Annotated in this window: 25 protein-coding genes; 10 read left to right on the forward strand and 15 right to left on the reverse strand. The window is 67.3% G+C overall.

Annotated elements, in window-relative coordinates; translation table 11 throughout:
• Positions 1 to 3: 3 nt before the first annotated feature.
• From HGB39_RS30000 to HGB39_RS30015, 4 genes are all read right to left on the reverse strand, one after another.
• On the reverse strand, positions 4 to 654 hold the full coding sequence (locus HGB39_RS30000; RefSeq protein ID WP_005237856.1) for a GntR family transcriptional regulator: 651 nt from the start codon (positions 652 to 654) through the stop codon (positions 4 to 6).
• A gap of 116 nt (positions 655 to 770) precedes the next feature.
• The gene (locus tag HGB39_RS30005; RefSeq protein ID WP_043792541.1) at positions 771 to 1,763 is read right to left on the reverse strand and encodes a transketolase family protein; all 993 of its coding nucleotides are present in this window, start codon (positions 1,761 to 1,763) and stop codon (positions 771 to 773) included.
• 1 nt (position 1,764) lies between these two features.
• Entirely contained in the window at positions 1,765 to 2,652 is an 888-nt protein-coding gene (locus tag HGB39_RS30010; protein WP_005571540.1) for a transketolase, read from the reverse strand.
• A complete protein-coding gene (locus HGB39_RS30015; protein WP_005571539.1) occupies positions 2,649 to 4,034 on the reverse strand; it encodes an MFS transporter in 1,386 nt (461 codons plus the stop codon). The genes HGB39_RS30010 and HGB39_RS30015 overlap by 4 nt, the downstream gene beginning before the upstream one ends.
• A 241-nt stretch (positions 4,035 to 4,275) precedes the next feature.
• On the opposite strand from HGB39_RS30015, the gene HGB39_RS30020 reads away from it, so the two are divergent.
• From HGB39_RS30020 to HGB39_RS30035, 4 genes are all read left to right on the forward strand, one after another.
• On the forward strand, positions 4,276 to 5,049 hold the full coding sequence (locus HGB39_RS30020) for an SDR family NAD(P)-dependent oxidoreductase (RefSeq protein ID WP_005260751.1): 774 nt from the start codon (positions 4,276 to 4,278) through the stop codon (positions 5,047 to 5,049).
• A 66-nt stretch (positions 5,050 to 5,115) separates the two neighbouring features.
• Positions 5,116 to 5,403 (forward strand): WhiB family transcriptional regulator, encoded by a 288-nt coding sequence (locus HGB39_RS30025; RefSeq protein ID WP_005571538.1) that lies wholly within the window; start codon positions 5,116 to 5,118, stop codon positions 5,401 to 5,403.
• 101 nt (positions 5,404 to 5,504) lie between these two features.
• Complete coding sequence (locus HGB39_RS30030) at positions 5,505 to 5,927, forward strand: YciI family protein (protein ID WP_005237862.1); 423 nt, start codon at positions 5,505 to 5,507, stop codon at positions 5,925 to 5,927.
• Positions 5,900 to 7,225: an RNA polymerase sigma factor gene (locus HGB39_RS30035; protein WP_064080225.1), complete on the forward strand. Its 1,326-nt coding sequence runs from the start codon at positions 5,900 to 5,902 to the stop codon at positions 7,223 to 7,225. The genes HGB39_RS30030 and HGB39_RS30035 overlap by 28 nt, the downstream gene beginning before the upstream one ends.
• 19 nt (positions 7,226 to 7,244) lie before the next feature.
• Here HGB39_RS30035 and acmB read toward each other — a convergent pair whose 3' ends face one another.
• From acmB to HGB39_RS30055, 4 genes are all read right to left on the reverse strand, one after another.
• Positions 7,245 to 8,438, reverse strand: coding sequence for a methyl acetate hydrolase AcmB (gene acmB / locus HGB39_RS30040; RefSeq protein WP_005566158.1), 1,194 nt, complete (start codon positions 8,436 to 8,438; stop codon positions 7,245 to 7,247).
• Between the two features lie 211 nt (positions 8,439 to 8,649).
• Positions 8,650 to 11,145 carry an ATP-binding cassette domain-containing protein gene (locus HGB39_RS30045; protein ID WP_064080224.1) on the reverse strand — a complete coding sequence of 832 codons (2,496 nt, stop codon included), beginning with the start codon at positions 11,143 to 11,145 and terminating at the stop codon, positions 8,650 to 8,652.
• Between the two features lie 52 nt (positions 11,146 to 11,197).
• Positions 11,198 to 11,611, reverse strand: coding sequence for a VOC family protein (locus tag HGB39_RS30050; RefSeq protein ID WP_005260756.1), 414 nt, complete (start codon positions 11,609 to 11,611; stop codon positions 11,198 to 11,200).
• A gap of 13 nt (positions 11,612 to 11,624) precedes the next feature.
• Positions 11,625 to 12,065 carry a helix-turn-helix transcriptional regulator gene (locus HGB39_RS30055; protein WP_005260757.1) on the reverse strand — a complete coding sequence of 147 codons (441 nt, stop codon included), beginning with the start codon at positions 12,063 to 12,065 and terminating at the stop codon, positions 11,625 to 11,627.
• Positions 12,066 to 12,497: 432 nt separating this feature from the next.
• On the opposite strand from HGB39_RS30055, the gene HGB39_RS30060 reads away from it, so the two are divergent.
• From HGB39_RS30060 to HGB39_RS30070, 3 genes are all read left to right on the forward strand, one after another.
• On the forward strand, positions 12,498 to 13,199 hold the full coding sequence (locus HGB39_RS30060; RefSeq protein WP_005566155.1) for an RNA polymerase sigma factor: 702 nt from the start codon (positions 12,498 to 12,500) through the stop codon (positions 13,197 to 13,199).
• 3 nt (positions 13,200 to 13,202) lie between these two features.
• Positions 13,203 to 13,427 (forward strand): anti-sigma factor family protein, encoded by a 225-nt coding sequence (locus HGB39_RS30065; protein WP_005260758.1) that lies wholly within the window; start codon positions 13,203 to 13,205, stop codon positions 13,425 to 13,427.
• A 118-nt stretch (positions 13,428 to 13,545) separates the two neighbouring features.
• On the forward strand, positions 13,546 to 13,851 hold the full coding sequence (locus HGB39_RS30070) for a hypothetical protein (protein WP_005566153.1): 306 nt from the start codon (positions 13,546 to 13,548) through the stop codon (positions 13,849 to 13,851).
• Between the two features lie 180 nt (positions 13,852 to 14,031).
• On the opposite strand, the gene HGB39_RS30075 is transcribed toward HGB39_RS30070, so the two are convergent.
• The 5 genes from HGB39_RS30075 to HGB39_RS30095 are packed head-to-tail and all read right to left on the reverse strand — an operon-like array spanning position 14,032 to position 18,658.
• Positions 14,032 to 15,219 carry a serine hydrolase domain-containing protein gene (locus HGB39_RS30075; protein WP_005566151.1) on the reverse strand — a complete coding sequence of 396 codons (1,188 nt, stop codon included), beginning with the start codon at positions 15,217 to 15,219 and terminating at the stop codon, positions 14,032 to 14,034.
• A 49-nt stretch (positions 15,220 to 15,268) separates the two neighbouring features.
• Positions 15,269 to 15,577, reverse strand: a complete 309-nt coding sequence (locus tag HGB39_RS30080) for a DUF202 domain-containing protein (protein ID WP_052023971.1) — start codon at positions 15,575 to 15,577, stop codon at positions 15,269 to 15,271.
• Entirely contained in the window at positions 15,574 to 15,912 is a 339-nt protein-coding gene (locus tag HGB39_RS30085) for a YidH family protein (RefSeq protein WP_005260762.1), read from the reverse strand. The genes HGB39_RS30080 and HGB39_RS30085 overlap by 4 nt, the downstream gene beginning before the upstream one ends.
• A complete protein-coding gene (locus tag HGB39_RS30090; RefSeq protein ID WP_005260763.1) occupies positions 15,909 to 17,093 on the reverse strand; it encodes an acyl-CoA dehydrogenase family protein in 1,185 nt (394 codons plus the stop codon). Before HGB39_RS30090 ends, HGB39_RS30085 begins: the two co-directional genes overlap by 4 nt.
• A gap of 14 nt (positions 17,094 to 17,107) precedes the next feature.
• On the reverse strand, positions 17,108 to 18,658 hold the full coding sequence (locus HGB39_RS30095; RefSeq protein WP_005566149.1) for an acyl-CoA synthetase: 1,551 nt from the start codon (positions 18,656 to 18,658) through the stop codon (positions 17,108 to 17,110).
• 119 nt (positions 18,659 to 18,777) lie between these two features.
• On the opposite strand from HGB39_RS30095, the gene HGB39_RS30100 reads away from it, so the two are divergent.
• On the forward strand, positions 18,778 to 19,380 hold the full coding sequence (locus HGB39_RS30100) for a TetR/AcrR family transcriptional regulator (RefSeq protein ID WP_005566148.1): 603 nt from the start codon (positions 18,778 to 18,780) through the stop codon (positions 19,378 to 19,380).
• Here HGB39_RS30100 and HGB39_RS30105 read toward each other — a convergent pair.
• Complete coding sequence (locus HGB39_RS30105) at positions 19,344 to 20,690, reverse strand: MFS transporter (RefSeq protein WP_005566146.1); 1,347 nt, start codon at positions 20,688 to 20,690, stop codon at positions 19,344 to 19,346. The genes HGB39_RS30100 and HGB39_RS30105 overlap by 37 nt on opposite strands.
• Before the next feature lie 320 nt (positions 20,691 to 21,010).
• Here HGB39_RS30105 and HGB39_RS30110 point away from each other — a divergent pair, with 320 nt between their 5' ends.
• A complete protein-coding gene (locus HGB39_RS30110) occupies positions 21,011 to 21,691 on the forward strand; it encodes a class I SAM-dependent methyltransferase (RefSeq protein ID WP_005260767.1) in 681 nt (226 codons plus the stop codon).
• A gap of 3 nt (positions 21,692 to 21,694) precedes the next feature.
• Here HGB39_RS30110 and HGB39_RS30115 read toward each other — a convergent pair whose 3' ends face one another.
• Positions 21,695 to 22,924 carry a cytochrome P450 gene (locus HGB39_RS30115; RefSeq protein ID WP_043789527.1) on the reverse strand — a complete coding sequence of 410 codons (1,230 nt, stop codon included), beginning with the start codon at positions 22,922 to 22,924 and terminating at the stop codon, positions 21,695 to 21,697.
• Between the two features lie 144 nt (positions 22,925 to 23,068).
• Here HGB39_RS30115 and HGB39_RS30120 point away from each other — a divergent pair, with 144 nt between their 5' ends.
• Entirely contained in the window at positions 23,069 to 23,848 is a 780-nt protein-coding gene (locus HGB39_RS30120; RefSeq protein WP_005566143.1) for a hypothetical protein, read from the forward strand.
• Positions 23,849 to 23,872: the final 24 nt, after the last annotated feature.

The raw sequence follows: 23,872 nt of genomic DNA on the forward strand, positions 1-23,872 counted from the left end.
GGGTCAGGACACCAGATTCGCTGAGGCCCAGTCCATGTGTGTCTGAATCGCTTTGGCCGCTTCGTCGGCGTCGCCGGTCTCGATGGCGTCGACGATGGCGCTGTGGCGACCGACGTCCATGTTGCCGACGGCGCGGTCCAGGCCGGCGAACATGATCGACATCCGGATGGATCCTTCGAGGGAGATCCACGAGTGCAGGAGTGTGTCGTTGCCGGTGAGAGAGCACATGGTGCGGTGAAAGTTCAGGTCGGCCTCGATGCGGGCTTCGAGGACGGCGGTGTCCATGACGTCGAGGGCGGCGCGCAGTTCCGCGATGACGGTGGTGCGGTCGGCCAGGCCGGCGAGTTCCCGGACGGCAAGTGCCTCGAGTGCGGCGCGGACGGCGAAGATGTCTCGGATCTCCTTGGAATCGAGGTGCCGGACGTACAGCCGGCCCCGCGCACCTGCGGAGATCAATCCCTCCTGCTGGAGTTGCCGCATCGCCTCGCGGAGCGTGCCGCGGCTGATCTGCAGCATCTCGGACAGTTCGGTCTCCACGAGCGGGCTGCTCGGCGCGAGTTCCCCGCTGGTGATCGCGACCCGCAGGGCGGCGACGGCTTGCTGACGGAGGCTGGTCTTCTCCAGCCCGAGCAGTGCGGCGGGTTGTCCGGCCATGGGTGCCTCCGTGGGGTCAGCGATCAACTGTCGACAGCGGTCTGTTGACAGCAACCTGTTGACAGCCATCGTACGGCCCGCGCCGCCCGGCCTGCGGCGTGGGCCGTACGCGCTGGTCATGCCAGTTCGCCGAGAACCTTGGCGACGATCCGGTCCGTGCTCAGGCCGTACCGCTCGTGCAGCGTGGGCAGGGCACCGGCGTCGAGGAACTGATCCGGCAGTGCGATCGGCACGACGCGCTTGCCGAGTCCGGCCGTGACGACCGCGGCGGCCACCGTCTCGAACAGACCGCCGATCACGGTGTGGTTCTCCAGGGTGACCACCAGGCGGTCGGTGTTCACCTCCGCGAGGACGGTCTCGGCGTCGAACGGTTTGATCGTCGGCGTGTGCACGACCGCCACGTCGACGTTGTGCGCGGCGAGTCGGTCGGCGGCCTGCAGCGCGCGCATCGTCATCAGCCCACTGGTGACGAACACGACGTCGTTGCCGCCGCGGAGCACCTTGGCCTTGCCGAGTTCGAACGTGTAGTCGTACTCGTCGAGCACGGTCGCGACCTTCCCCCGCAGCAGCCGCAGGTAGGTGGGACCGTCGGAGGCGGCGAGCTGCGGGACGGCCTGTTCGATGTCGATCGAGTCGCACGGGTCGACGATGGTGAGGTTGGGGATGCCCCGGAAGATGGCGATGTCCTCGGTGGCCTGATGGCTGGGCCCGTAGCCGGTGGTCAGTCCGGGGAGGCCACCGATGATGTTGACGTTGAGGTTCGGTTCGGCGATGTCGAGGCACAGGAAGTCGTAGGCGCGGCGCGCAGCGAACACCGAATACGTGGATGCGAACGGCACCAGGCCGGTCTCGGCCATTCCGGCGGCGGCTCCGAGCAGGAGCTGCTCGGCCATCCCCATCTGGAAGAACCGGTCGGGGAACTCCTGCGCGAAGATGTGCATGTCGGTGTACTTGGCGAGGTCGGCGGACAGGCCGACGATCTTGTCGTTCTCCCGGGCAGCCTTCACCAGGGCGTGCCCGAACGGCGCGGACGTGGTCTTCTGGCCGTCGTCGACGAACGAGGCGATCATGGCCGAAGTCTTGAGCTTCGGCTTACTGGCGGTAGTCATGTCAGGCGTCCTTGTGGTCGAAGCCGGCGGTGAGTTGGTCGCGGCAGATCTGCCACTCGTGTTCGTCGATGCGCATGAAGTGCGCCTTCTCCCGGGACTCGAGCAGGGGCACACCCTTCCCGACGCGGGTGTCGCAGAGAATGATCGACGGTCTGCCGTCGGATTCGGCGGCGGCGTTGTCGAATGCGCGCACCAGTGCGGTGACGTCGTTGCCGTCGACGCGTTCGACGTGCCACCCGCAGGCCGCCCACTTGTCGTGCACGGGTTCGGTGCTCAGCACCGTCGAGGTCGCACCGTCGGCTTGGAGGGCGTTGATGTCGACCATCGCGGTGAGATTGCCGAGCCGGTGGTGATGGGCGCCCATCGCCGCCTCCCACGTCGAACCCTCGTCGAGTTCGCCGTCGGACAGGAAGTTGAAGACGCGGGCGGTGGAGTGCTGGTGACGCAGCCCGAGGGCCATCCCGACCGCGATGGTCAGGCCGTGGCCGAGGGAGCCGCCGGAGATTTCCATGCCGGGGGTGTACGTGGACATTGCCGACATCGGGAGGCGTGAGTCGTCGGAGCCGTAGGTTTCCAGTTCGCTGCGGTCGATGATTCCGGCCTCGGCGAGTGCGGCGTAGAGGCCGATGGCGTAGTGGCCGGTGGACAGCAGGAACCGGTCTCGTCCTTCCCATGTGGGATCGTCGGCGCGGTAGCGCAGTTGGTCGGCGTAGACGGTGGCGAAGATGTCGGCGGCCCCGAGCGCTTGCCCGACGTATCCCTGGCCCTGTTCCTCACCCATGTCGATGACGTTGTGCCGCATGCGGTAGGCGAACTGTTCGACGGTCGCGATGCGCGACACGTCACTGGCCGTGGCTTCGGCCGCGGTGGTGGCGGTTGTGATGGTCACAGGAGTTCCTTTTCCTTGCGGATCGTGTGCGTGGTCGACGTCGGCGCGTCGGTGCTTTTGGAATCGGTGCGCGCCGCAGCCTCGGCGGCGAGGCGCCGTTCGGTGGGTCCCCAGGTCTCCCTGGTGATCAACGCCGCCCACAGTCCGATCAGGGCGTACGTGCTGAACAGCAGCGCCGGACCCCACCAGCCGAAGGAGACGAACAGCAGCGTCGTGACGAAGGGGGTGAAGCCGGAGACCATCGCCGAGATCTGGTAGGCGAGGGACGCTCCCGAGGCTCGGCGCGAGGCGTCGAACAGTTCGGGGAACCACGCCCCCTGCGCTCCCGCCATCGAGTTCTGGCAGACCGCGTAGGCGATCACGATGGTGGCGATGACCAGGATGAACAGGCCGGTGTTGACCAGAAGGAACATCGGGATTCCGAACAGTGCCGCGAAGGCGCAGGACGCGATGTAGACGGGGCGTCGTCCGATGCGGTCGGTGAGTCGCGCCCAGGCGACTGTGGCGAAGATGCCGATCGCGGACGCGATGCACAGGGCGACAAGGGTTTCGGACTTCCCGGCGAGACCCTGGTTGTGCAGGTAGGAGATCATGTAGGTGATCGACACCGCGTACCCGGCTGTCTCGGCTACTCGCAGAGCGATGCCGCGCAGAATGTTTCGCCAGTCGTACTTGATGGATTCGAGCACCGGGGACTTGACGATGTCACCCTCGTTCTTGACGTCCTCGAAGACCGGGGACTCGGGCACCTTCGACCTGATGACCAGACCGACCATCACCAGGACGATGCTGGCGAGAAACGGTACCCGCCAGGCCCAGTCGCCGCCGAGGTGCACGCTGAACAGGAACACCAGGTTCGCCAGCAGCAACCCGACGGGGAAGCCGGCCTGCACGATGCCGGTGAATTTGCCCTTGGACTTCCAGGGGGCGTGCTCGTAGCTCATCAGGATCGCGCCGCCCCATTCGGCGCCGAAGGCGAGGCCCTGGACGACGCGGACGAGAACCAGCAACACCGGCGCGATGAGCCCGACCTGCGAATAGGTGGGCAGCAGGCCGATCGCGAAGGTCGCGAGACCCATCGCGATCAGTGATGCCACCAGCACGGGCTTGCGGCCCAGCTTGTCCCCGAGATGTCCACCGAGCACCCCGCCGAGCGGGCGCGCAGCAAAGCCGACACCCAGCGTCGCGAACGCGGCGAGTGTTCCGGTGACCGGGTCGGCGCCCGGGAAGAAGGCGGTACCGAAGTACAGCGCGGCGGCCGTGCCGAAACCGATGAAGTCGTACGTCTCGATGACGGCACCCACCGAGGAGCCGATTGCTACGCGCTTGGCGTCCTTCGTGCCATGGACAGGACCTCGCATCCTGAGTGTTTCGGTACTCATGGGGACTCCTCTTCGAGCTGCCGGTTCCAACGATTGCCGCTGATTTGTTGACTGTCAACAGTGCGGTTTCACCAGTGTGATCCGAGACACGTCAATATGTCAACCGTTACCCGCCGACGGTTGACTGTTAACAGTCGATCGGCTTACTGTGGTGGCAGTCACCTACCGCGTCGTCGACCGCCTCCCCTGCTCTCCACCGCACCGGACGGCACGCGCGATTCCAGCAACAAGAGGAGCGATCATGTCGTCCATCCAGCGCACCGCCGTCGTCACCGGCGCCACCTCCGAGCGCGGGATCGGTCTCACCACCGCCCGCCGCTACGCCGAAGAGGGCTGGGCGATCGTCGTTCTCGACCTCGACGGGGAAAAGTCCGCGAAGGTCGCCGCCGAGATCGGGAACGAGTTCGGTGTCCCGGCCTTCGGTCACGACATCGACGTCGCCGACGAGAACTCGGTTCAGCGGGCACACGACGCCGTCGCCGCCGAAGTCGCCGGCGGCAACCTCCCCGCCGTGGGTGCGCTCGCGAACATCGCCGGCATCACGTCGCCGGTGCCGTTCCTCGAGACCACCCTGGAACTGTGGAACAAGGTGATGGCGGTCAACGCCACCGGCACCTACCTCGTCACCCGCGCGTTCCTGCCGGCCATGATCGACAACGGCTGGGGACGTGTGGTGAACATGTCATCCGTCTCCGCCCAGCGTGGTGGCGGGGTCTTCGGGAAGGTGCCCTACTCGTCCGCCAAGGCCGCGATCCTCGGTTTCACCAAGTCCCTCGCACGTGAACTCGGCGACAGCGGAGTCACCGTCAACGCCGTCACCCCCGGTGCGGTCGACACCAGCATCCGCGTGGGCAGCACCGCCGAACAGGAAGCCGCACTCTGCCGCGACATCCCACTCGGCCGGGTCGCGACCACCACCGAGGTCGCCGCCGTCATCACCTTCCTGTCCTCGCAGGACGCCGCGTACCTCACCGGCACCACCGTCGACATCAACGGCGGCAGCCACCTGCACTGAGTCGGTGCAGCCACAGCGGTTGACGGTGCCGACCGTCCACCGCCCGAATCCATCCCGGGACACCCGATGATCGACCACACGACAGTTCACGACGACCCGCCGACGACCGCCGCCGAACGCTGGGGATGGCGGTACCGCGCCCACTGCCGCACCACCGAGCCCTCCGTCTTCTTCGCTCCGGACGGCGAACGACGCGGCGCCCGGGTCAGGCGCGAACGACGCGCCAAACAGATCTGCGACGGGTGCGTCGTCGCCCGGCAATGCCGCGCACACGCAACCGATCACCGCGAGACCCACGGAATATGGGGTGGCACCACGGAAACCGACCGGCGCAGAGCTGGACGGGCCAGATAGGTTCGGAAAAAAATCGGCGAGTGTGTCGATCCATGTCACTCCCCGTTCGACCTGAGGTGAGAAGGTCCAAGAGGGACCCCGACATCCAAGGAGACGGAACCATGAAGTACATGCTGATCATGCGCGCCACCGACGAGACCTTCGCGGCGTTCCAGGACGCTGATTTCACCGAGATCATGGACTCGATGGGCAAGTTCAACGACGAGATGATCCGCGCCGGTGTGCTGCTCGCGGCCGAGGGACTGGACCCCGACCCCGAGTCGGGTGTGGTGGTCGACTACTCGTCCGAGACACCTGTGGTGACCGACGGCCCCTACGGCGAGACGAAGGAGTTGTTCGGCGGCTTCTGGATGCTCAACGTGGCATCGAAGGAGGAGGCCGTCGAGTGGGCCAAGCGTGCCCCGATGGCCGGTCCCGGTTCCAAGGCGGAGATCCGCCGGGTCGCGACGATCGACGAGTTCCCGCAGGACAACGTGTGGATCCAGAAGGAGCGGGCGTGGCGCGAAGCGACCGGTCAGCTCTGAGCGGGTCGACGGGTGACGGTCACACCGGGCGTGAGGCCGTCGCCGCCGTCTGGCGGATCGAGTCGGCGCGGATCGTCGGTGCGCTCGCGCGGTACACCGGCGATTTCGCGCTGGCCGAGGACCTCGCCCAGGAGGCGCTGGCCGAGGCGCTCGTGAGCTGGCCGCGCGACGGCATTCCCCACAACCCTGCGGGGTGGTTGCTCACCGTCGGCCGCCGCCGGGCGATCGACGCGTTCCGCCGACGCTCCGCCCTCGACGAGAGGTACGCCGTCCTCGCTCACGACCTGGGCGAGGGCGGGGCCGTCTCGGGGAGCGCGCCCACCGATCCGGCCAAGGGCACCGGGGACGTGCTGTGGGATCCGGACCAGATCGACGACGACATGCTGGCGTTGATGTTCATCTCCTGCCACCCCGTGCTGTCGCGGGAGGCGAGGGTCGCGCTCACCCTGCGGGTGGTCGGCGGTCTGACGAGCGACGAGATCGCCAAGGTGTTCCTCGTCCCGACCGCGACCGTGCAGGCCCGGATCACCCGGGCGAAGAAGACCCTCGGGGCGGCCCGGGTGCCGTTCGAGGTGCCGCTCGCCGGAGAGCGGACCGAGCGACTCGGCTCGGTGCTCAGCGTGATCTATCTGATCTTCACCGAAGGGTCTTCGGCCAGCTCCGGTGACGATCTGATCCGCCTCGACCTCGCGAGCGAGGCGCAGCGCCTCGCTCGTGTGCTGACCCGGCTGGTGCCCGACGAGCCCGAGGTCCACGGCCTGCTGGCGCTGCTCGAACTGACCTCCGCGCGGTTCCCGGCCCGCACCGGGTCGGACGGCGAGCCGGTGCTGCTCGAGCACCAGGACCGCCGCCGCTGGGACCGGACCGCGATCCGGCGGGGACGCGCCGCCCTCGTCCGCGCGGAACAGGTCGGCCGGGGCCTGGGCGCCTACGGCTTGCAGGCGGCGATCGCCGAATGCCACGCCGTCGCGCCGTCGGTCGACGCGACGAACTGGGAGCGGATCGTCCTCATCTACGAGGCACTCGGCCGCCTCGCGCCGTCACCGGTGGTGGACCTCAACCGGGCGGTGGCGGTGTCCATGGCCCAGGGACCGGCCGCGGCGCTGCCGATCGTGGACGAGCTGGTGGCCACCCAGGCGCTGTCGAACTCGCACCTGCTGCCGAGCGTTCGCGGCGAACTGCTCACCCGCCTCGGCCGCACCGACGAGGCGCGCACCGAATTCGAGGCGGCCGTCCGGCTGTGCGGCAACGAGCGCGAGCGGACGGTGCTGGGGCGTAAGCTCGCCGACCTCCGCTGACGAGCAACGACCGGTTGCCCTAGACGGGTGAGCCGACCGCGGCGTGACGGTACGCCGTCGTCTCGAAGTCCAGGTAGCCGCCGAACGACACGGGGTCGGCGAACGGCAGAATCTGGGTGGCCCAGTACCCGGCGATTCCGTTGCGGCGATCGATCCAGTAGTACGAGTTGGCGAGCCCGGCCCACCCGAGCGACCCCCGCGGCCGGCCGGTGGGCGCGTCCTCTTCGTTCACCATGAACGTGTACGCCCACGACTTTCGCTGTCCGGGAAAGAATTCGGCGTCGTTGGTGAGGGCGGGTATCACAGCCGGCAGCATCCCGACCTCTTGTCCCTCGAGGCCGTTGCACACGGCCGCCTGCACGGTGTCGGCCCGCAGGACTCGCCCACCGGGCGCGTCTCCGTCGTTCAGCCACATCCGCAGGAACTTCAGGTAGTCGCCCACGGTGGAGTACAGGCCGTGCCCGCCCATGTGAATCTCGGGATCCTGCGGCAGCACCAGATCCAACGGAGTGAGCCGGCCGTCCTCCTCCCGCTGGTGGATGGTCGCGCGCCGGGCCGCCATCGATCCGGTCAGGGCGAAGGCTGTGTCGTGCATGTCCAGGGGCGCGAACACCCGCTCGGCCATCACCTCGCCGAGCCGCTTGCCGCGGATCGCCTCGACCACCTGACCGGCCCAGTCGATGTTCGTCCCGTACTGCCACTTCTCGCCCGGGTCGAAGAGCAACGGTGTGGTCAGCGACGCCCGGGTCGCGGTGATCACGCCGGGCTGGTCGTGCTCCACACCCAACCGGTTGTAGGTCTCGTCGAAGAAGTCGTACCCGAACCCGGCGGTGTGCAACAACAGCATCCGCGTGGTGATGTCCCGCTTCGGCGCCCTCAGCACCGGATCGCCGTGGGCGTCGAATCCCTCGATGACCTGAATGTCACCGAGCTCCGGAACGTATTCGCGGGCCGGCGCGTCGAGGTCGAGCAGACCCTCCTCGGCGCACTGCAGCACAGTGGTCCCGGTGATCGCCTTCGTGGTGGAGAAGATCGCGAAGACGGTGTCGGCGGTCATCGGCTCGCGATCGGCCAGGGACCGCACCCCGGCGGAACCCTCGAACACCGTGCGGTCGCGATCGGTCACCATCGCCACCACTCCGGGCACGCGCGGCGCATCATCCTCGGTCACGCTGTCGAGAACCTTGCCGAGCGCGGCGTTGAGATCGGACATCCCACTCTCCTGTCGTGTCTGTGGTCACTGATCGAACGTGACGTTATGACCGGGTGGCGGGTGGCGACGTCTCAGATCGGCACAGCACGTCTCGGTTCGGCACAATCCGGGTGGCGGGCGTCACAGTTGCGCTGCGACCAGGTGTGACCACCGAACGAGGAAACCCCCGGCTGCCGTGGCAACCGGGGGCCGACCTCGACGCTCGCCTCGATCAGGTGCCGACGTAGGCCGCGAGGTGCTCGCCGGTGAGGGTGGAGCGAGCGGACACCAGATCCTCCGGCCTGCCCTCGAACACGATCCGGCCGCCGTCGTGGCCGGCGCCCGGACCGAGGTCGATGATCCAGTCGGCGTGCGCCATGACCGCCTGGTGATGCTCGATGACGATGACCGATTTACCGGAGTCGACGAGCCGGTCGAGCAGTCCGAGCAGCTGTTCGACGTCGGCGAGGTGCAGGCCGGTGGTCGGCTCGTCGAGGACGTAGGTGTCGCCCTTGTCGGCCATCGCGGTGGCCAGCTTGAGCCGCTGCCGTTCGCCGCCGGACAGTGTGGTCAGCGGCTGTCCGAGGCTGAGGTAGCCGAGCCCGACGTCGGCGAGCCGCTGCAGAATCTTGTGAGCCGCCGGGATCCGTGCCTCGCCGGAACCGAAGAACTCCTCGGCCTCGGCCACCGGCATCGCGAGCACTTCGGCGATATTCCGGCCGCCCAGCGTGTACTCGAGCACCTCGGCCTGGAAGCGCTTCCCCTCGCACTCCTCGCACGGGGATTCGACGGTGGCCATCACGCCCAGGTCGGTGTAGATGACACCGGCGCCGTTGCACGTGGGGCAGGCACCCTCGGAATTGGAGCTGAAAAGTGCCGGCTTCACGCCGTTGGCCTTCGCGAACGCCTTGCGGATCGGCTCGAGCAATCCGGTGTAGGTGGCCGGGTTGCTTCGCCGGGAGCCTTTGATCGCGCCCTGGTCGATCGACACCACGCCGTCCCGCCCGGACACCGAACCGTGGATCAGCGAGCTCTTGCCCGAACCCGCCACACCGGTCACGACCACCAGCATGCCGAGTGGAATGTCGACGTCGACGCCGCGCAGGTTGTGGCTGTCTGCGCCTCGCACCTCGAGCGCGCCCGACGGTGTGCGCACCGACTGCTTCAGCGACGCGCGGTCGTCCAGGTGCCGCCCGGTGAGCGTGTCACTGGACCGCAGACCCTCGACGGTGCCCTCGAACACCACCTGACCACCCTCGGTGCCGGCGCGCGGGCCGAGGTCGACGACGTGGTCGGCGATCGCGATCGCCTCCGGCTTGTGCTCCACGACCAGCACCGTGTTGCCCTTGTCGCGCAACTGCAGCAGCAGGCCGTTCATCCTCTGGATGTCGTGCGGGTGCAGGCCGATGGTCGGCTCGTCGAAGACGTAGGTGACGTCGGTGAGCGACGAACCGAGATGCCTGATCATCTTCGTGCGCTGCGCCTCTCCTCCGGACAGGGTGCCCGACGGCCGGTCGAGTGAGAGGTACCCCAACCCGATCTCCGTGAACGAGTCGAGGAGATGTTGCAGCCCGCTGAGCAGCGGCGCCACCGTTTCCACGGCGACCCGTCCTCCGTCCGCTCCTCGCTCCTTCGTCGCTGCGATGCTCCGTCGTCCTCCTGTCGCCGGCGGTTCGTCCAGACCCCGGACCCAGTCGGCGAGGTCGCTGATCTGCATCGTGCAGACGTCGGCGATGTTCTTCCCCTTGATCTTCGACGACCGCGCCCCCTCGCTGAGTCGGGTGCCGTCGCAGTCGGGGCAGGTGGCGAAAGTGATCGCCCGCTCCACGAACGCGCGGATGTGCGGCTGCATGGCGTCGACGTCCTTGGCCAGGAACGACTTCTGGATCTTCGGGATCAGACCCTCGTACGTCACGTTGACGCCCTCGACCTTGATCTTGGTCGGCTCCTTGTAGAGCAGGTCCTGCAACTGCTTCTTGGTGAACTTCGCGATCGGCTTGTCCGGGTCGAAGTAGCCGCAGCCCCGGAAGATGCGGCCGTACCAGCCCTCCATGCTGTAGCCGGGGATCGTCAGCGCCCCCTCGTTCAGCGACTTGCTGTCGTCGTACAGCGCCGTCAGGTCGAAGTCGGTGACCGCGCCCCGGCCTTCGCATCGCGGACACATGCCGCCGGTGATGCTGAAGCTCCGCCGCTCCTTCGTCTGCTGGCCACCGCGCTCGATGGTGACCGCGCCCGCGCCGGAGATCGACGCGACATTGAAGGAGAACGCCTGGGGTGAGCCGATGTGCGGCTTCCCGAGCCGGCTGAACAGGATGCGGAGCATCGCGTTGGCGTCGGTGGCGGTGCCGACGGTGGAGCGGGGGTTCGAGCCCATCCGCTCCTGGTCGACGATGATCGCCGTCGTCAGCCCGTCGAGAACGTCGACGTCGGGTCGCGCCAGTGACGGCATGAAGCCCTGCACGAAGGCGCTGTAGGTCTCGTTGATCATCCGCTGCGACTCCGCGGCGATCGTGGCGAACACCAGCGAGCTCTTGCCCGAGCCGGAGACACCGGTGAACACCGTCAGCCGGCGCTTCGGGAGCTCGACACTGATGTCCTTGAGGTTGTTCTCGCGCGCGCCGTGGACGCGGATGAGATCGTGACTGTCGGCAAGGTGCAGATCCGGCGACCCTGAATCTTCCCGTCGCTTCGCTCGCCCCGTCGTGCCCGCCTTCGTGGCCGTGCTCATCGTGTCTCCCTCTGTTGGGCGGAGCCGCCTTCGCGGTCTCCGTCGGCGTCGATCAGCGCAGTTCCTGGATGCGAACCATGTTGCCCGCGGGATCGCGGAAGGCGCAGTCACGGACTCCGTACGGCTGCTCGGTCGGCTCCTGGACGACCTCCGCGGAGTCGCTGGCCTGCAGTTTCTCGAAGACGCCGTCGAGATTCCTGGTGGCCAGGTTGATCGCTGCGTAGGTGCCCTTGGCCATCATCTCGGTGATGGTTCGGCGCTCGTCGTCGGTGATGCCGGGGTCGGCGGCCGGCGGATGCAGAACGATGGATGTGCCGGGCTGGTCGGCCGGGCCGACCGTGATCCAGCGCATCCCGTTGTAGCCGACGTCGTTGCGGACCTCGAAGCCGAGAGTGTCGCGATAGAAGGCCAACGCGGCGTCCGGGTCGTCCTGCGGGAGGTAGGTCTGGTGAATTGTGATGTCCATGGGATCACGATAATTACGAATCAGCGACCTGCGCTTCTCGATTCCTGATCGGTCTGGTGACCTGTTTCGCCACGCACGACGGAATGCCCGCCGTCGCGTCCGCCTCCTGGCGCCGGTAGGTGCTGGGCGGGACTCCGGTCAGCTCGGTGAACCGCGTGCTGAAGGTGCCCAGCGACGAGCAGCCGACCGCGAAACAGACCTCGGTGACGCTGAGGTCGCCGCGACGCAGCAGCGCCATCGCCCGCTCGATGCGCCGCGTCATCAGGTACGAATACGGAGACTCGCCGTACGCGAGCCGGAACTGGCGGCTGAGGTGCCCGGCCGACATGTTCACGCCACGGGCGAGCGACTCGACGTCCAGCGGTTGCGCGTGCTCTCGATCGATCCGGTCACGGACTCGGCGCAGCAGCGCGAGGTCGCGTAGGCGCTGGTTCTCAGCGGTACTGCTCGTCACACACGAAATCGTGCCACGTCGCACCGGAGTTGCCTAGCGTTTCTCGCCGCACCCACGCTCCTCACGCCGGGTCGGGCGTTGCACCTCGACAGTGGTCGACGAGCGAGACCTGTTCGTCCGGGGCCGGGAGCCCGTCCCGCTCCGCACCGTCCAGGTGGCGAGCTTCCACCGAACCCAGCTGCTCCCAATAATTCTCCGAACGCGCCAGCGGAGTTCGCCGAAAATCCATGCGTCGCCCTTCCTGGGTTGCCAGGTGCAGTCGTTTCCTGGGGCACCCGGGCCGCCGCGACCGTTACCGCGTCGCCGCGGCCCGCCACCCCTCCGCATCGAGTCTTCCCCGCACCGCGAAGCCGAGACAGGGCCGTTCGGCCCTACCACCACGAGATCGGCAGCCGCCTGATCGACGGCTGCCGCCGAGATCAGTAATGTTGGATGGCGTCCGGCCGTCTCACGCGGCCACGCTTCCGGAACGCCTCGATCACCGAGGAGGAGCGGATGACCGAGATCGATACCTCGCACGAGCAGTGCCTCGTCGACGCCTTGCGTGCGCGGGACGAGTCGGCATTCGCCGAACTGGTCGACCTGCACACACCGATGATGCTGCGCGTGGCGCGAGGGTACGTGGCCAGCGCCGAAGTCGCGGAGGACGTCGTACAGGAAACCTGGATCGCCGTGCTCCAGGGCATCGACCGATTCGAAGGCCGCTCCACCCTCCGTACCTGGCTGTTCCGGATACTCGTCAACATCGCCAAGAAACGGGGAGTGCGGGACCGGCACGATGTCGACGCCGCACTGGCCGCCTACACGGGCAGCGCCTCCGTGGACCCGGCCCGGTTCCTGCCTGCATCCTCCCCGGAGGATCCACACCACTGGGCGACTCCTCCGACCAGCTGGCCGGAGACCCCCGAAGGGTCGGTCCTGGGTGCGGAGGTCCTCGACGTCGCCGGCCGCGAACTCGAGCACCTACCCGACCGCCAGCGGATCGTGGTCGTTCTGCGTGACGTCCTCGGCTACGACGCCGAGGAAGTGTCCGCGATGCTCTCGATCACCCCGGCGAACCAGCGGGTGCTGCTGCATCGGGGTCGCGCACACGTGCGCCAGGCCCTCGAGGACTATCTTGGAACGGGAGCGTGAGATATGGACTGCCAGGACCTCGTCGAACTCGTCACGGCCTACCTCGAGGATGACATGGATCCCGATGCCCGGGTCCGATTCGAAACCCATCTGGGCGAATGCCCGGGCTGCGCCACCTATCTCGAGCAGATCGAGCAGACGGTGCACACCCTCGGCGCGCTCCCGCCGGACGAGCTCGATCCGGCGTTGCGGGACCGCCTGCTCGCCGCGTTCCGCGACTGGCGCTAGCGGCGGAGAACTCACCGCAAAATAATGTCCGGCAGGGTGTAACGTTTCGCGCCCTGGCGGACACCATTCGAGTAGCCGTGAACGTCGGGTTTGCGGCACTCGGACAGGAATTCAGACCATGAACGCCACACATTCGCACCAAGACGACCGACACACCCACCGCGGCTCGCTGCGGAAGCGGATCGCGACAGTGGTGGTGGCTGCAGCCGCACTCGGCGTCCTTCCCGTCGGCGTCGCGGGCGCGGTTGCCCCGGCCGCGGAACACCCGGTCGCCGCAGTGGCCGCCCCTGACACCGGTCGCGACATCCCCGCCGGCAACGACGATCGGACCCGCGATCGGCAGCGCGACCAGCGTCAGGAACGCAGGGCCGAGAACATGCCCACCGATCAAGTCCCGATCATCTGGAACGTCATCCCGTCATAACGGCTGACGCTCTCCGACCACAGTCCAGATGTCATGCCGTGGAATGGCACTCGGCAGAGTGCCCGTCCGAGGCCGTTGTCCGCCCAGAGTAATTGCGTCCGCCGCCCCGGCACGTCCGTCAGGTGCGCAATCCGTCAGCGGGAGTTGTCGAGGGCGTCGTGGCACGGGTGTTCGTTTACATCAGACACCCGCCATCGACAATTGCGTCCCGAGCCGGGTGAACACCTCCGGGAACGGTGGTGTCGCGACGCACGGGGAGATGATCTGCGATCCGAAATGTGCGACGACGAGGTCGAGTTCGCGGGAGACGAACAACCGCTGGCCGTGGATTCCACTCGCCATGAAGGAGTCGAACGGGTCGTTGAGGATCCACCAGTAGTCCCGGTAGCTCATCGTGGCAGGCGAATTCGCCGACGCTCGCGGCAACCGCACCTGAGCGGTCGCTCCCTCGGGGACGGTGCTGATCGCACGCACCACCGACGCCGGCACGATCTGGCGGTCGCCGAGAGCGCCGCCGCAGCGAAGCATCTCCCCCACCTTGGCGATGTCCCGGAGGGTGGCCGCGGAGCCTCCGCAGGCGGTTTCGACGCCGGCGGCGTCGAGGATGTACCGGGCGTCCTCGTCGGCACCGATCTTCGACCAGATCAACTCGCTCATCAGGTCCGAGACGGTCGCGCCGGTGACGCGGCTGATCAGCGCGCCCATCGCCTCGCAGCTTCCGTTCTCGTAGTGGAAGACCTCGCCGTACGGGCCGGTCGCGCGGGCCGTTTTCAATCGGTCGAGCAGGGTGGTCGGGCCGTCGTATCCGTCGGGCCGCATCCCGGGAGCCACGACTGCCCACCACCGGTGTGCCTCGACCTCACGATGGAACTTTCGTCCCCCGTAGGCCACCTGTGTCGTCATGTCGAGCAGATGACGAATAGTAGCGTCACCGAACGCCGTTCCCGCCAACTCGGGAACGTATGTGGAGACCTGATCGTCCCGCGTGAACAAGCCCTGGTCCTCGAGCATCCCGGCGAGCAGGCCGATGAACGCCTTGGCCATCGACGCAGTCAGGTGCAGGTCCTGACGACGGAGGCCGTGCAGGTACTGCTCGTAGACAACCGCGCCGCGGTGCAGCACGATCATCCCGTCCGAATGCGAGTCGACGAGGAACTGGTACAGCGTGCTCGCTCCCCCGCCTCCGGACTCGACGGCGAGCCGTGAGAGGTCCTGCAACTGCTCCGGCAGTTCCCGGCGCGGACCGTCGCCGCGCCACACTCGACGCGTGGGACCGGTCTCGCCGACGGCCGTCGCCTGCCGGCGGACTTGCACCGGGTCGGTGAATCCGAGCGTCCATTTCAGTTCTGCGAGTGGCAATTGCGACACAGCGGATCTCCTCTGTCGGATCGGGATACGTGCTGGGGAACATCGAGTTTCAGGCCGGTGCGGCAAGGGCGGCGCCTGCCGTCGCGAAAACGGCGAGGCTGACGACGGCGGGAATCAGGAGGCCGAGTGGGCGGGGGTCGTCGGCGCGCCGGCGGTATCGGCGGTGCCGCGTCACGGCGCCTACTCCCACCGCCGCGGCAGCGCCGCAGGCTCCGGCCACCGCAACGACGTGCGCGAGGTGCGGGTGGACGATCGCGGAACGCACGACTGCGGCGAGGCACAGGCAGACCGCAGGTAACGTGCGGCCCCACGCCAGCACCGTACGTTCGGCCGGCAACCCCGGTGGCGGCGCGGTCACGTCGCCGCCCAGACGACGCCGAGCGCGGCAGCGAGACACACACCCGCGACCACGGCCGGGGCCAGACGCGATGCCGGTAGCGGCACGGCGCGGCGCATCGCGGACTGCACGGACCGCCACCGCAGCAGCGCACCGACCGCGACGATCGCGGCCAGCAGGATGCAGACCGCACCCAGCGTGTCGTGGAACGCGGATCCGCCTCGCGGCAGATAGAACTGGCTGACCGCGACCCCGCCCGCCAGAAGAGCGAGCGCGGTACGGATCCAGGCCAGGAAGGTCCGCTCGTTGGCGAGCGTGAATCGGTAGTCGGGCTCCGTCTCCGTGTCGGCGCTCACGGGAGCAGAAGGAATCGGGCGATGCCGTTCTTCTGGATCTCGGAGGATCCGGTGAGGATCCGGAACATCCGCAGACGCTGGAACAGCGATTCCACCTCGCGGCCGCGGACGACACCCGATTTACCGTGGATCTGCACGGCGGCATCGGCGATCGCGAACGCCTTCTCCGCCACGAACAGCTTGCACATGAAGGCTTCGATCCGCGGCCGCTCGCCCCGGTCGAGCGCGGCGAGTGCGTCGTAGGTCATCGACCGAGCCGCGTAGTAGTCGGTTGCCATGTCCGCCAGCCGGTGCTGGATGCTCTGCAGCATGCCGAGCGGCGCGCCCTGCACCTGTCTGGTGCGGGCGTAGCCGACGGACAACTCCAGGGCTCGGCGTGCACCGCCCAGCGCCGTCGGGCAATGCAGGAGCCGGTTGACCGTGACGCGACCGAGCCCGATCTTCAGACCCTGCCCCACCTCACCGAGCAACTGTTCCGGTCCGACATAGCAGTCGTCGAGAACGATGTCGGCCTCGATGTGCTGGCCCGACATCGGGGTCTCGCCCTGCTGCACCGTGCATCCCGGGGTGTCCAGGTCGACGAGGAACGCGGAGTAACGCGGGCCGCCGTCGCCGTCGTCTGCCATCTTCGCGATGAGGATGGAGAAGTCCGCGAACGGTCCGGCGGTGGAGAACACCTTGTGACCGGTCAGGCGCCACCCGTCGCCGTCCGGGGTGGCGGTGGTGAGCATGCCGCGCACGTCGGAGCCGGCGTCGTTCTCCGTGAGCGAGAAGCAGCACGCGCGCTCGCCGCGCGTGACGGGGAGCAGGTACTTCTCGATCTGGTACTCGGTGGCGTACTGGAAGATGCTGCCCACCCGCAGCGGTCCGCCCATGTCGCCGAGTACCGAGGTCGACAGGACCCGCGGTGACGCGCCCACTTCTTCCTTCAGGGCGGCGAGTTCGGTGAACGACAGTCCCGCGCCGCCGAGGTCCGCGGGCAGGCTGACACCGTAGAAGCCGAGTTCGCGGCTGCGTCGCCACACCGGCTCGAGCGTCTCGCGGGTGTACACGCTCCCGGAGGTGAGGCCGAGTTCGCGTTCGTAGTCGGCGAGTTCGCCGTCCAGGTAGTCACGCAGCCGTGCGACGAGGTCGTGCAGGCGAGGATTGTCGTCGTAAGTGGGGTTCAGGGTGAAGGTCATCGGAGGCTCCGCTTTCAGTTGACGTGGCGGGCGGCCTGCGCCCAGTAGCATTCGCGCACCGACTTGCGGTCGATCTTGCCGTTGCGGTTGACGGGAAGGCTGTCGACGAAGTCGATCGAACGCGGCTTCTTCATTCGCGCGAGGCGTTCGGCGCAGTGCTCGATCAGCTCCTCCTCGGTCACCGGGGTCCGCGTGACCACGACGGCTTTGACTGCCTCCCCCCACTTCTCGTCGGGAACACCGACGACGCACGCGCCGGACACGGCCGGGTGCTCGTACAGCGCTGCTTCCACCTCGCTGCAGTAGATGTTGAACCCGCCCGAGATGATCATGTCCTTCTTGCGGTCGACGATGAACAGATAACCGTCGTGACGGAAGTACCCGACATCCCCGGTGTGGACCCAGCCGTCGACGAACGTCTCCGCGCTCAGATCCGGCTCGTGCCAGTACTCGCGCACACAGTCGGGGCCGCGCGCGACGATCTCGCCGATCCCGCCTGCCGGCAGTTCGTTCCCTGCGTCGTCCACCACGCGAACCTCGGTGTCGAATACCGGTCGCCCGCACGACTTCAGCAGTTCCGGATCGGATTCGACGCCTCGCACGACGTCGTCGTAGGTGAGCACGGTGATGCCACTCGTCGTCTCCCCGAGACCGTATCCCTGCATGACGACGGGGCCGAACATCGCGACGGCGTCGCGTAGCCGTTGCGGTGAGACCGGGGCGCCGCCGACGCCGACGCACCGCAGGCTCGACAGGTCGACGTCGTTCGCGGCCGGATGGTCCATCAGCATGTTCAGCATCGTCGGAACGACGAAGGTGGTGGTGATGCGTTCCTTCTCGATGGTTCGCAGGAACAACTCGGTGTCGAAGGCAGGCAGGACGACGACCGCGCCGCCGCGGGCGAGCACGCCGAGCATCATCATTCCGGAGGCGTGGGTGATCGGTCCCGGGGCGAGATACCGGTCCGTGTCGGTGGGCGCGCCGGTCGGGTTCATCAAGCGTTTGCGCATGTTGGCGAGTCGATTTCCGTACGTCTGCACGGCGGCCTTGAGTTTTCCGGTGGACCCGGACGTGTAGTTGAGGACGGCGGGCGCGTCTTCGGTGACGTCGACGGCGACGGGATCGCCGAGTCCGTCGGCGAGGAGATCCGCGTACCGGTCCGCGCCGGGTGCGCTGTTCCCGTAGTCGTAGACGGCGATGTCGAGGCCCAGATCCGCGACGACCTTCAACGCGACGTCGGCGTGCGCGGGGTCGACGAAGAGCGTCTTGACGTTCGCGTCGCGCAGGACGTGGCCGAGTTCGTCGGCTCCCAGGCGCGCGTTGACGGGAACGCGCACGAATCCCGCCTTGCACACGGCCATCTCGGTCACGACGAGTTCTCCGCAGTTGCCGGCGAAAGTGGCCACCGCGTCGCCGATCCCGAGGCCGGTGCGCATCAGCGCGGAGGCGAGACGGTTGGTCGAGTCGTCGAGTTCCCGGTAGGTCAGGCGACTGTCGCCGCACACCACGGCCTCGCTGTCCGGCCGGAACTTCGCACTCCGGGTGAGGTAGGTACCGAGATTCATACAGTCTCCAAGATCGACGTGTTGATCGTTATTGGACATAGTGTCCAGCATCGGGCGCGATGTCAAGGGTGCACTATGCTGACGGGACTGCTGACGTGAGACGAAGGGCGGAAGTCACCGTGGCCACCGAAGACCGGCGTGTGCGCCGCACCAAGCGGCTGCTGCGTGACGCACTCGTCTCGCTCGTGCTCGAACGGGGATATTCCGCAGTCACCGTGGAAGACGTCACCGAACGTGCCGACGTCGGCCGCGCGACGTTCTACACGCACTACACGGACAAGGACGAACTGCTCGGCCAGATCGTCGCCGACCTCGGCGAGGACCTGAAGGAGCGGTTGCGGCCCCTCGTGTCCGACTCCTCGGTGGGGTTCACCGGCAAGCCGGTGCTCGAAATGTTCCGGCACGCCGCCGAGGAACGCGACGCCTACCGCGTCGTACTGCGCGGCGAGGGCGACGGGCGCGCACTGCGCCGATTCGTCGACGAACGGACCGCCCTTGCCGCCCAGATCTTCTCGGCCCGATCCGACGCGAACGGGGTCACACCCCGCATCGACATGGAAGTGCTGTCGCGGGCGTGGGTGGGCGAACAGGTGACGGTGCTGCAGTGGTGGCTCGAATCCGATCCACCACCGCTCACACCGGAAGCCGTCACCGAAATGTTGCTGGAGTTGTCGCTGCGTGGACGCTACTGGGCATCCGGCTTCGACGGCTCACCCTCGTAGGACGACGGCGCCACCGGAGAGTCGCGCACCGCGGCACTGTCTCGTGCGTACGGCCGGTACAGCAGGCCGGAGCACAACCCGTTGACGACGGTGAGCGCCACGGTCACGAGCAGGAGCGCTCCCTGCAACCCGATCGCTTCGCCCAGATAGCCGACCAGCAGCGCATATCCCGCGTATGCGAGCGCCTCCACCGTCGACACCGACACCGCGAAGGCCAGGGCCCGTTGTTCCGGGCGCACCACCGCCATGATCAGCGGACGGTTGACCACCGGCACCTGCCCTTGCAGGAACCCGACCACCGCGAAGATCGCGACGAAGAATCCGATCGACGACGTCGCCATCTTCAGCTCGACGAATACCGCTGCCGCGAAGGCCAACTGACTGGCCTGCAGCATCATCACCCGTCCACTCGCGGGCCACCGGCGGTGCACGGCGTCGTTGAGACGGCCGCCGACCACGGTTCCGAGCAGGTACCCGATCGCGAACGGCGTAGCGACGATCGCTGCGGTGGCCGTCGAGAATCCCCGCTCCTCCACCAGGAACACGACGCCGAAACTCATGATCACGTTCTGCCCCGAGAACAGCCGCTGCACCAGGATGTAACGGAACGTCTTGATGCGCAGCAGCTCCCGCACACCGGCGACGACGTTCTGCGCCTTCTCCTCCGCTTTCACCGCCGCGCCGCCAGCCCCGTTCTCGCCCCCGCCGGGCCGTGTGTCGTCGAGAAACACGACGACGAGAACACCGATCAGAATGCAAATACAGCCGGAGAGGACGTAGCCGTACCGCCAGCCGTCGTCGAACCCCGACAGCTGACCGAACAGCGGGGCGCTCACGCCGGTGATGATGGCTACGCCGCCGTACAGCATCCCGGTGGCCCGGCCGCGCCGTCTGTCGTCGTAGAGATCGCCCATGATCTCGAGAGCGATGGGCCCCGCGCCCGCGAAGCCTGCAGCCGCGATGCCGTACAGGATGACGAACTGGGTGAAACTGCTCGACAGGCCCGCCAGGATCACCCACACACCCCAGAAGCCCGAACACGTCGCAAGCACGGCCCGGCGCGAGAACCGTTTGGCGAGGAACACCCACGGAACCGCGGCGAAGATGCCCACCGCCTTGGACACCGCCACGATGACGCCGAGCGCCGACGACGAGAGCCCCAACGCCTCCCGCATCAACGGGAACAACACCGTGGTGATGCTGTTCTCGGCGTTGTCCATCGCGGTCGAGGCCGTGAGCAGACCCAGGTTCTTCCCCCGGGTCCGCCTGCCGGCCGTCAGCGTGTGCGTGGTGGAGACGTCCAGTGCCATCTGCGTCCTCTCGACGAGTCACCCTGCGATGCGTGTGGTCCGGATCACAGGAGCCAATGCTGGCGACAGTATCTATAAATGGACGCTGTGTCTATGTTTGGATTTTCGGAGTCCGGAATAGTGACGCGTTTTCCGGATTCACGCTCGCAGGAAAGGACTGCACCGGGACTGACCCCGTCATCACCCCCGATCAGCCTCCTCACGCACGCTGTGATCGTGCAAAACAGACCGCACGCCCGTTAATCTCGAATCGAGAACGGGAAGTCGACCCGCACGGTTCGAGGGCCGTGGGAACACGGATATCAACGAGGAGCGCGACCATGCCGATGGCACCGTTCGACCCCATCACCGCGATCTACACGCCGGCTCACGCCTGGATGTACGAGACCATCGTGGCCCCGGCCGTCTACCGCTCACGCCACGTCATCGACGAGTACTTTCTGCCGCATCTCCCACCGAACGCCCGCATTCTGGACGTCGGATCGGGCGGGGCACTGTTCACGAACTACATCGCCGACCAGCGCCCCGACGTGCACATTCTCGGCCTCGATCTGTCGGAAGCCCAGATCAAGCGCGCCACCAAACGCATGCGTCACTACGGCCACCGGGTCCGGTTCGACGTCGGCGACGCCACGCGGCTCGACTTCCCCGACCAGACATTCGACGGTGTGATCAGCTACGGCTCCATCAAGCACTGGTCGTCGCGCGAGGCCGGACTCGCCGAGTGCGTGCGTGTCCTCAAACCGGGTGGCCCGCTGCTGATCACCGATGCGGACCGCAGCACAAGTTTCGAGGACGCCGAAAAGTTCGTCGAGAACTACAAGGCGCCGCGCGTCCTCGGCAGCATCAATCTCGCGATCTTCCACACCTGGATCGCCGGTCGCTCCATCAGTCTCGACGAGGCGCGTGATCTCGCGAGCCGACTCGATCTCGTCGACGAGCACGTCTCCCGCATCACCGAGATGCCACTCGTCATGATTTCCGGGCGTCGGCCTGCGTGAACCTCACCGTCCGTCACGTGTCCGGGCGGGCAGTGCGGCGATGCCGCTGATGAACGCGGAGAGCAGCAGCGCCGGTTCACCCACCGCGTGGAGTGCGGGGTGGGCGGTGAGGAGTTCTTCGAGCATGACGCGCAGCTCCAGCCGTGCGAGGTTCATACCCAGGCAGTGGTGAATGTCTTTCGCACCGAAACCGAGATGCTTGCCGGCGTTCGCCCGGGTGATGTCGAACCGGCCCGGACCGTCGAAGATGCGTTCGTCGTGGTTCGCGGACAGGTACCACATGACGACCTTGTCCCCCGCCGCGATGTGGGCGCCGCCGAGCTCGGTGTCGACGGTCGCGGTGCGCCGCATGTAGGGCACCGGGGAGGCGAAGCGGATCACCTCGTCGATCGTGTTGTCGATGTGGCCGGCGAAATCGGCGAGCAGCAATTCTCTCTGGTCGGGGTGCTCGGTGAGCAGATGCAGCGCCCAGGCCAACGCTTGCCGGGTGGTCTCGAAACCGGCCGTGATCAGCAGGATGACGAACGAACCGAACTCGGTCGGTGTGAGGGTCTCGCCGTCGACCACCGTCGACACCAGCCGGGACGTCAGATCCTCGCCGGGATCCGTCTTGCATCTCTCACCCAGTTCGAGGGCGTACCCGTAGATCTGGCCCAGGCCGGCCGCGCCGCCGGGTGCGGTGACGAACTCCCGATCACCACCTCCGGCGATGACGTCGGCCGCCGCGGCCAGGATCATCGGCCGGTCGCTCTCCGGGATCCCCAGCAACTCGCAGATCACCTGCACCGGCAACCGGGTCGCAACGTCGGGAACGAAGTCGAACTCGGCATCTCGGGGAAGGTCCGCGGCGATCTGCGCAGCGTAGCCGCGCACCCGCTCGGCGATGCCCCGCACCGACGCCGCGGTGAACGCCGATTGCACGATGCCGCGCAGACGCCAGTGCCGGGGGTCGTCCATGGCGATCATCGACATGGCGAACTCGAGGATCTCGGCCGGGACGTCGTCGATGGTGAAGCCCTTGGCCGAGGAGAAGACATCCGGGTTCCGGCTGACCGCGACCACGTCGTCGTATCCGACGACCGACCAGAAGCCCGGACCGGCTGTTTCCGCGTGGAACTCGATCGGCGCTCGCTGACGAAGCTCCTCGAACATCGCGCGACGGCCCGCGAAACTTCGGTCCCAGAACGCGCGTGATGCGGGCGAGACGATTTTTTCGGACGCAGAACCCGTCACCGGTCCCCCTCGGTTGGTCGTATCGATACTGCGACCCTACTGGGGAAGCCGTGGTTACGCTGATGAGGCATCACCGCAGGTCAACAGCTATGATCATAGGATCACCCGGCGGTGCGCCGGAGATGAAACGGGGAGGATCGACCTGTGGCGTCGAGGGTTCGGCTCGGCAACCTGCGAGAGGTGCGCGATCATCCGTTGGGGATGACCGAGACCGGGTTTCGCGCCGACTTGACCCAGCCCGAAGCGTTCGCCAGAGGCCGTGGCCCGTTTCCCGGTGATGCCGACAGCGTCCGGTCCGAGCGTGAACTGTTCGTCACCGCGCCGGACGACGAGGTGCTCGCGGTGGCGACGATCACCGGGGTCCGCGAGTACGACGACGAACTCGTCGTCGACGGAGACCTGGTTGTCGATCACGAACGGGTGGGGACGCGGCTGCTGATACGAACCCCGGCCGAGAACGTCTTCTCCTGCGCGGACGAGGAATCGGCGTGGGCGGGCTCGATCGAGCGGGCACGATGGGTCTACGTGCGGGCGCTGGTCGAGGTCGCAACGGTCAAGACGGCGTCCTACGAGCGCCGGCTCGCGGGCGCAGATCCCGCCGCCGACCCCGAGGTGACCCTGGCGACTGCCAACGAGACGATGCAGGTGGTTCCGCGGTACGTGATGATCCACCGCAGCGGGAAGCTGCGTCTCGGCGGGCCGTACGCCGACACCGCGGACTGGGACGGCCACGTCGAACCCTGGACGGATTACGGGTACGTCGACTGCCTGCGCCTCGACGACGTCCTGGGCACCAGCGGCGACCTCGACATCGACGTGCTCCGGCCGCTCACGTCGCGGGCCACCGCCGCGGAACTTCTCGAGTCATTGGGCTGGGACAAGGTCATCCGTCGATTCGTCGACGACCGCACACCCCCGCAGTAGCACCGAGCCGGCCGTGATTGCCGC

It is taken from the genome of Rhodococcus opacus, assembly GCF_012396235.1.
GTDB lineage: Bacteria > Actinomycetota > Actinomycetes > Mycobacteriales > Mycobacteriaceae > Rhodococcus_F > Rhodococcus_F opacus.

Coding starts and splice junctions, on each gene's coding strand:
- HGB39_RS30000 (WP_005237856.1), bottom strand. CDS start 654: ATGGCCGGACAACCCGCCGCACTGCTCGGGCTGGAGAAGACCAGCCTC.
- HGB39_RS30005 (WP_043792541.1), bottom strand. CDS start 1,763: ATGACTACCGCCAGTAAGCCGAAGCTCAAGACTTCGGCCATGATCGCC.
- HGB39_RS30015 (WP_005571539.1), bottom strand. CDS start 4,034: ATGAGTACCGAAACACTCAGGATGCGAGGTCCTGTCCATGGCACGAAG.
- HGB39_RS30020 (WP_005260751.1), top strand. CDS start 4,276: ATGTCGTCCATCCAGCGCACCGCCGTCGTCACCGGCGCCACCTCCGAG.
- HGB39_RS30025 (WP_005571538.1), top strand. CDS start 5,116: ATGATCGACCACACGACAGTTCACGACGACCCGCCGACGACCGCCGCC.
- HGB39_RS30030 (WP_005237862.1), top strand. CDS start 5,505: ATGAAGTACATGCTGATCATGCGCGCCACCGACGAGACCTTCGCGGCG.
- acmB (WP_005566158.1), bottom strand. CDS start 8,438: ATGTCCGATCTCAACGCCGCGCTCGGCAAGGTTCTCGACAGCGTGACC.
- HGB39_RS30045 (WP_064080224.1), bottom strand. CDS start 11,145: ATGAGCACGGCCACGAAGGCGGGCACGACGGGGCGAGCGAAGCGACGG.
- HGB39_RS30050 (WP_005260756.1), bottom strand. CDS start 11,611: ATGGACATCACAATTCACCAGACCTACCTCCCGCAGGACGACCCGGAC.
- HGB39_RS30060 (WP_005566155.1), top strand. CDS start 12,498: ATGGCGTCCGGCCGTCTCACGCGGCCACGCTTCCGGAACGCCTCGATC.
- HGB39_RS30065 (WP_005260758.1), top strand. CDS start 13,203: ATGGACTGCCAGGACCTCGTCGAACTCGTCACGGCCTACCTCGAGGAT.
- HGB39_RS30070 (WP_005566153.1), top strand. CDS start 13,546: ATGAACGCCACACATTCGCACCAAGACGACCGACACACCCACCGCGGC.
- HGB39_RS30090 (WP_005260763.1), bottom strand. CDS start 17,093: ATGACCTTCACCCTGAACCCCACTTACGACGACAATCCTCGCCTGCAC.
- HGB39_RS30095 (WP_005566149.1), bottom strand. CDS start 18,658: ATGAATCTCGGTACCTACCTCACCCGGAGTGCGAAGTTCCGGCCGGAC.
- HGB39_RS30105 (WP_005566146.1), bottom strand. CDS start 20,690: ATGGCACTGGACGTCTCCACCACGCACACGCTGACGGCCGGCAGGCGG.
- HGB39_RS30110 (WP_005260767.1), top strand. CDS start 21,011: ATGCCGATGGCACCGTTCGACCCCATCACCGCGATCTACACGCCGGCT.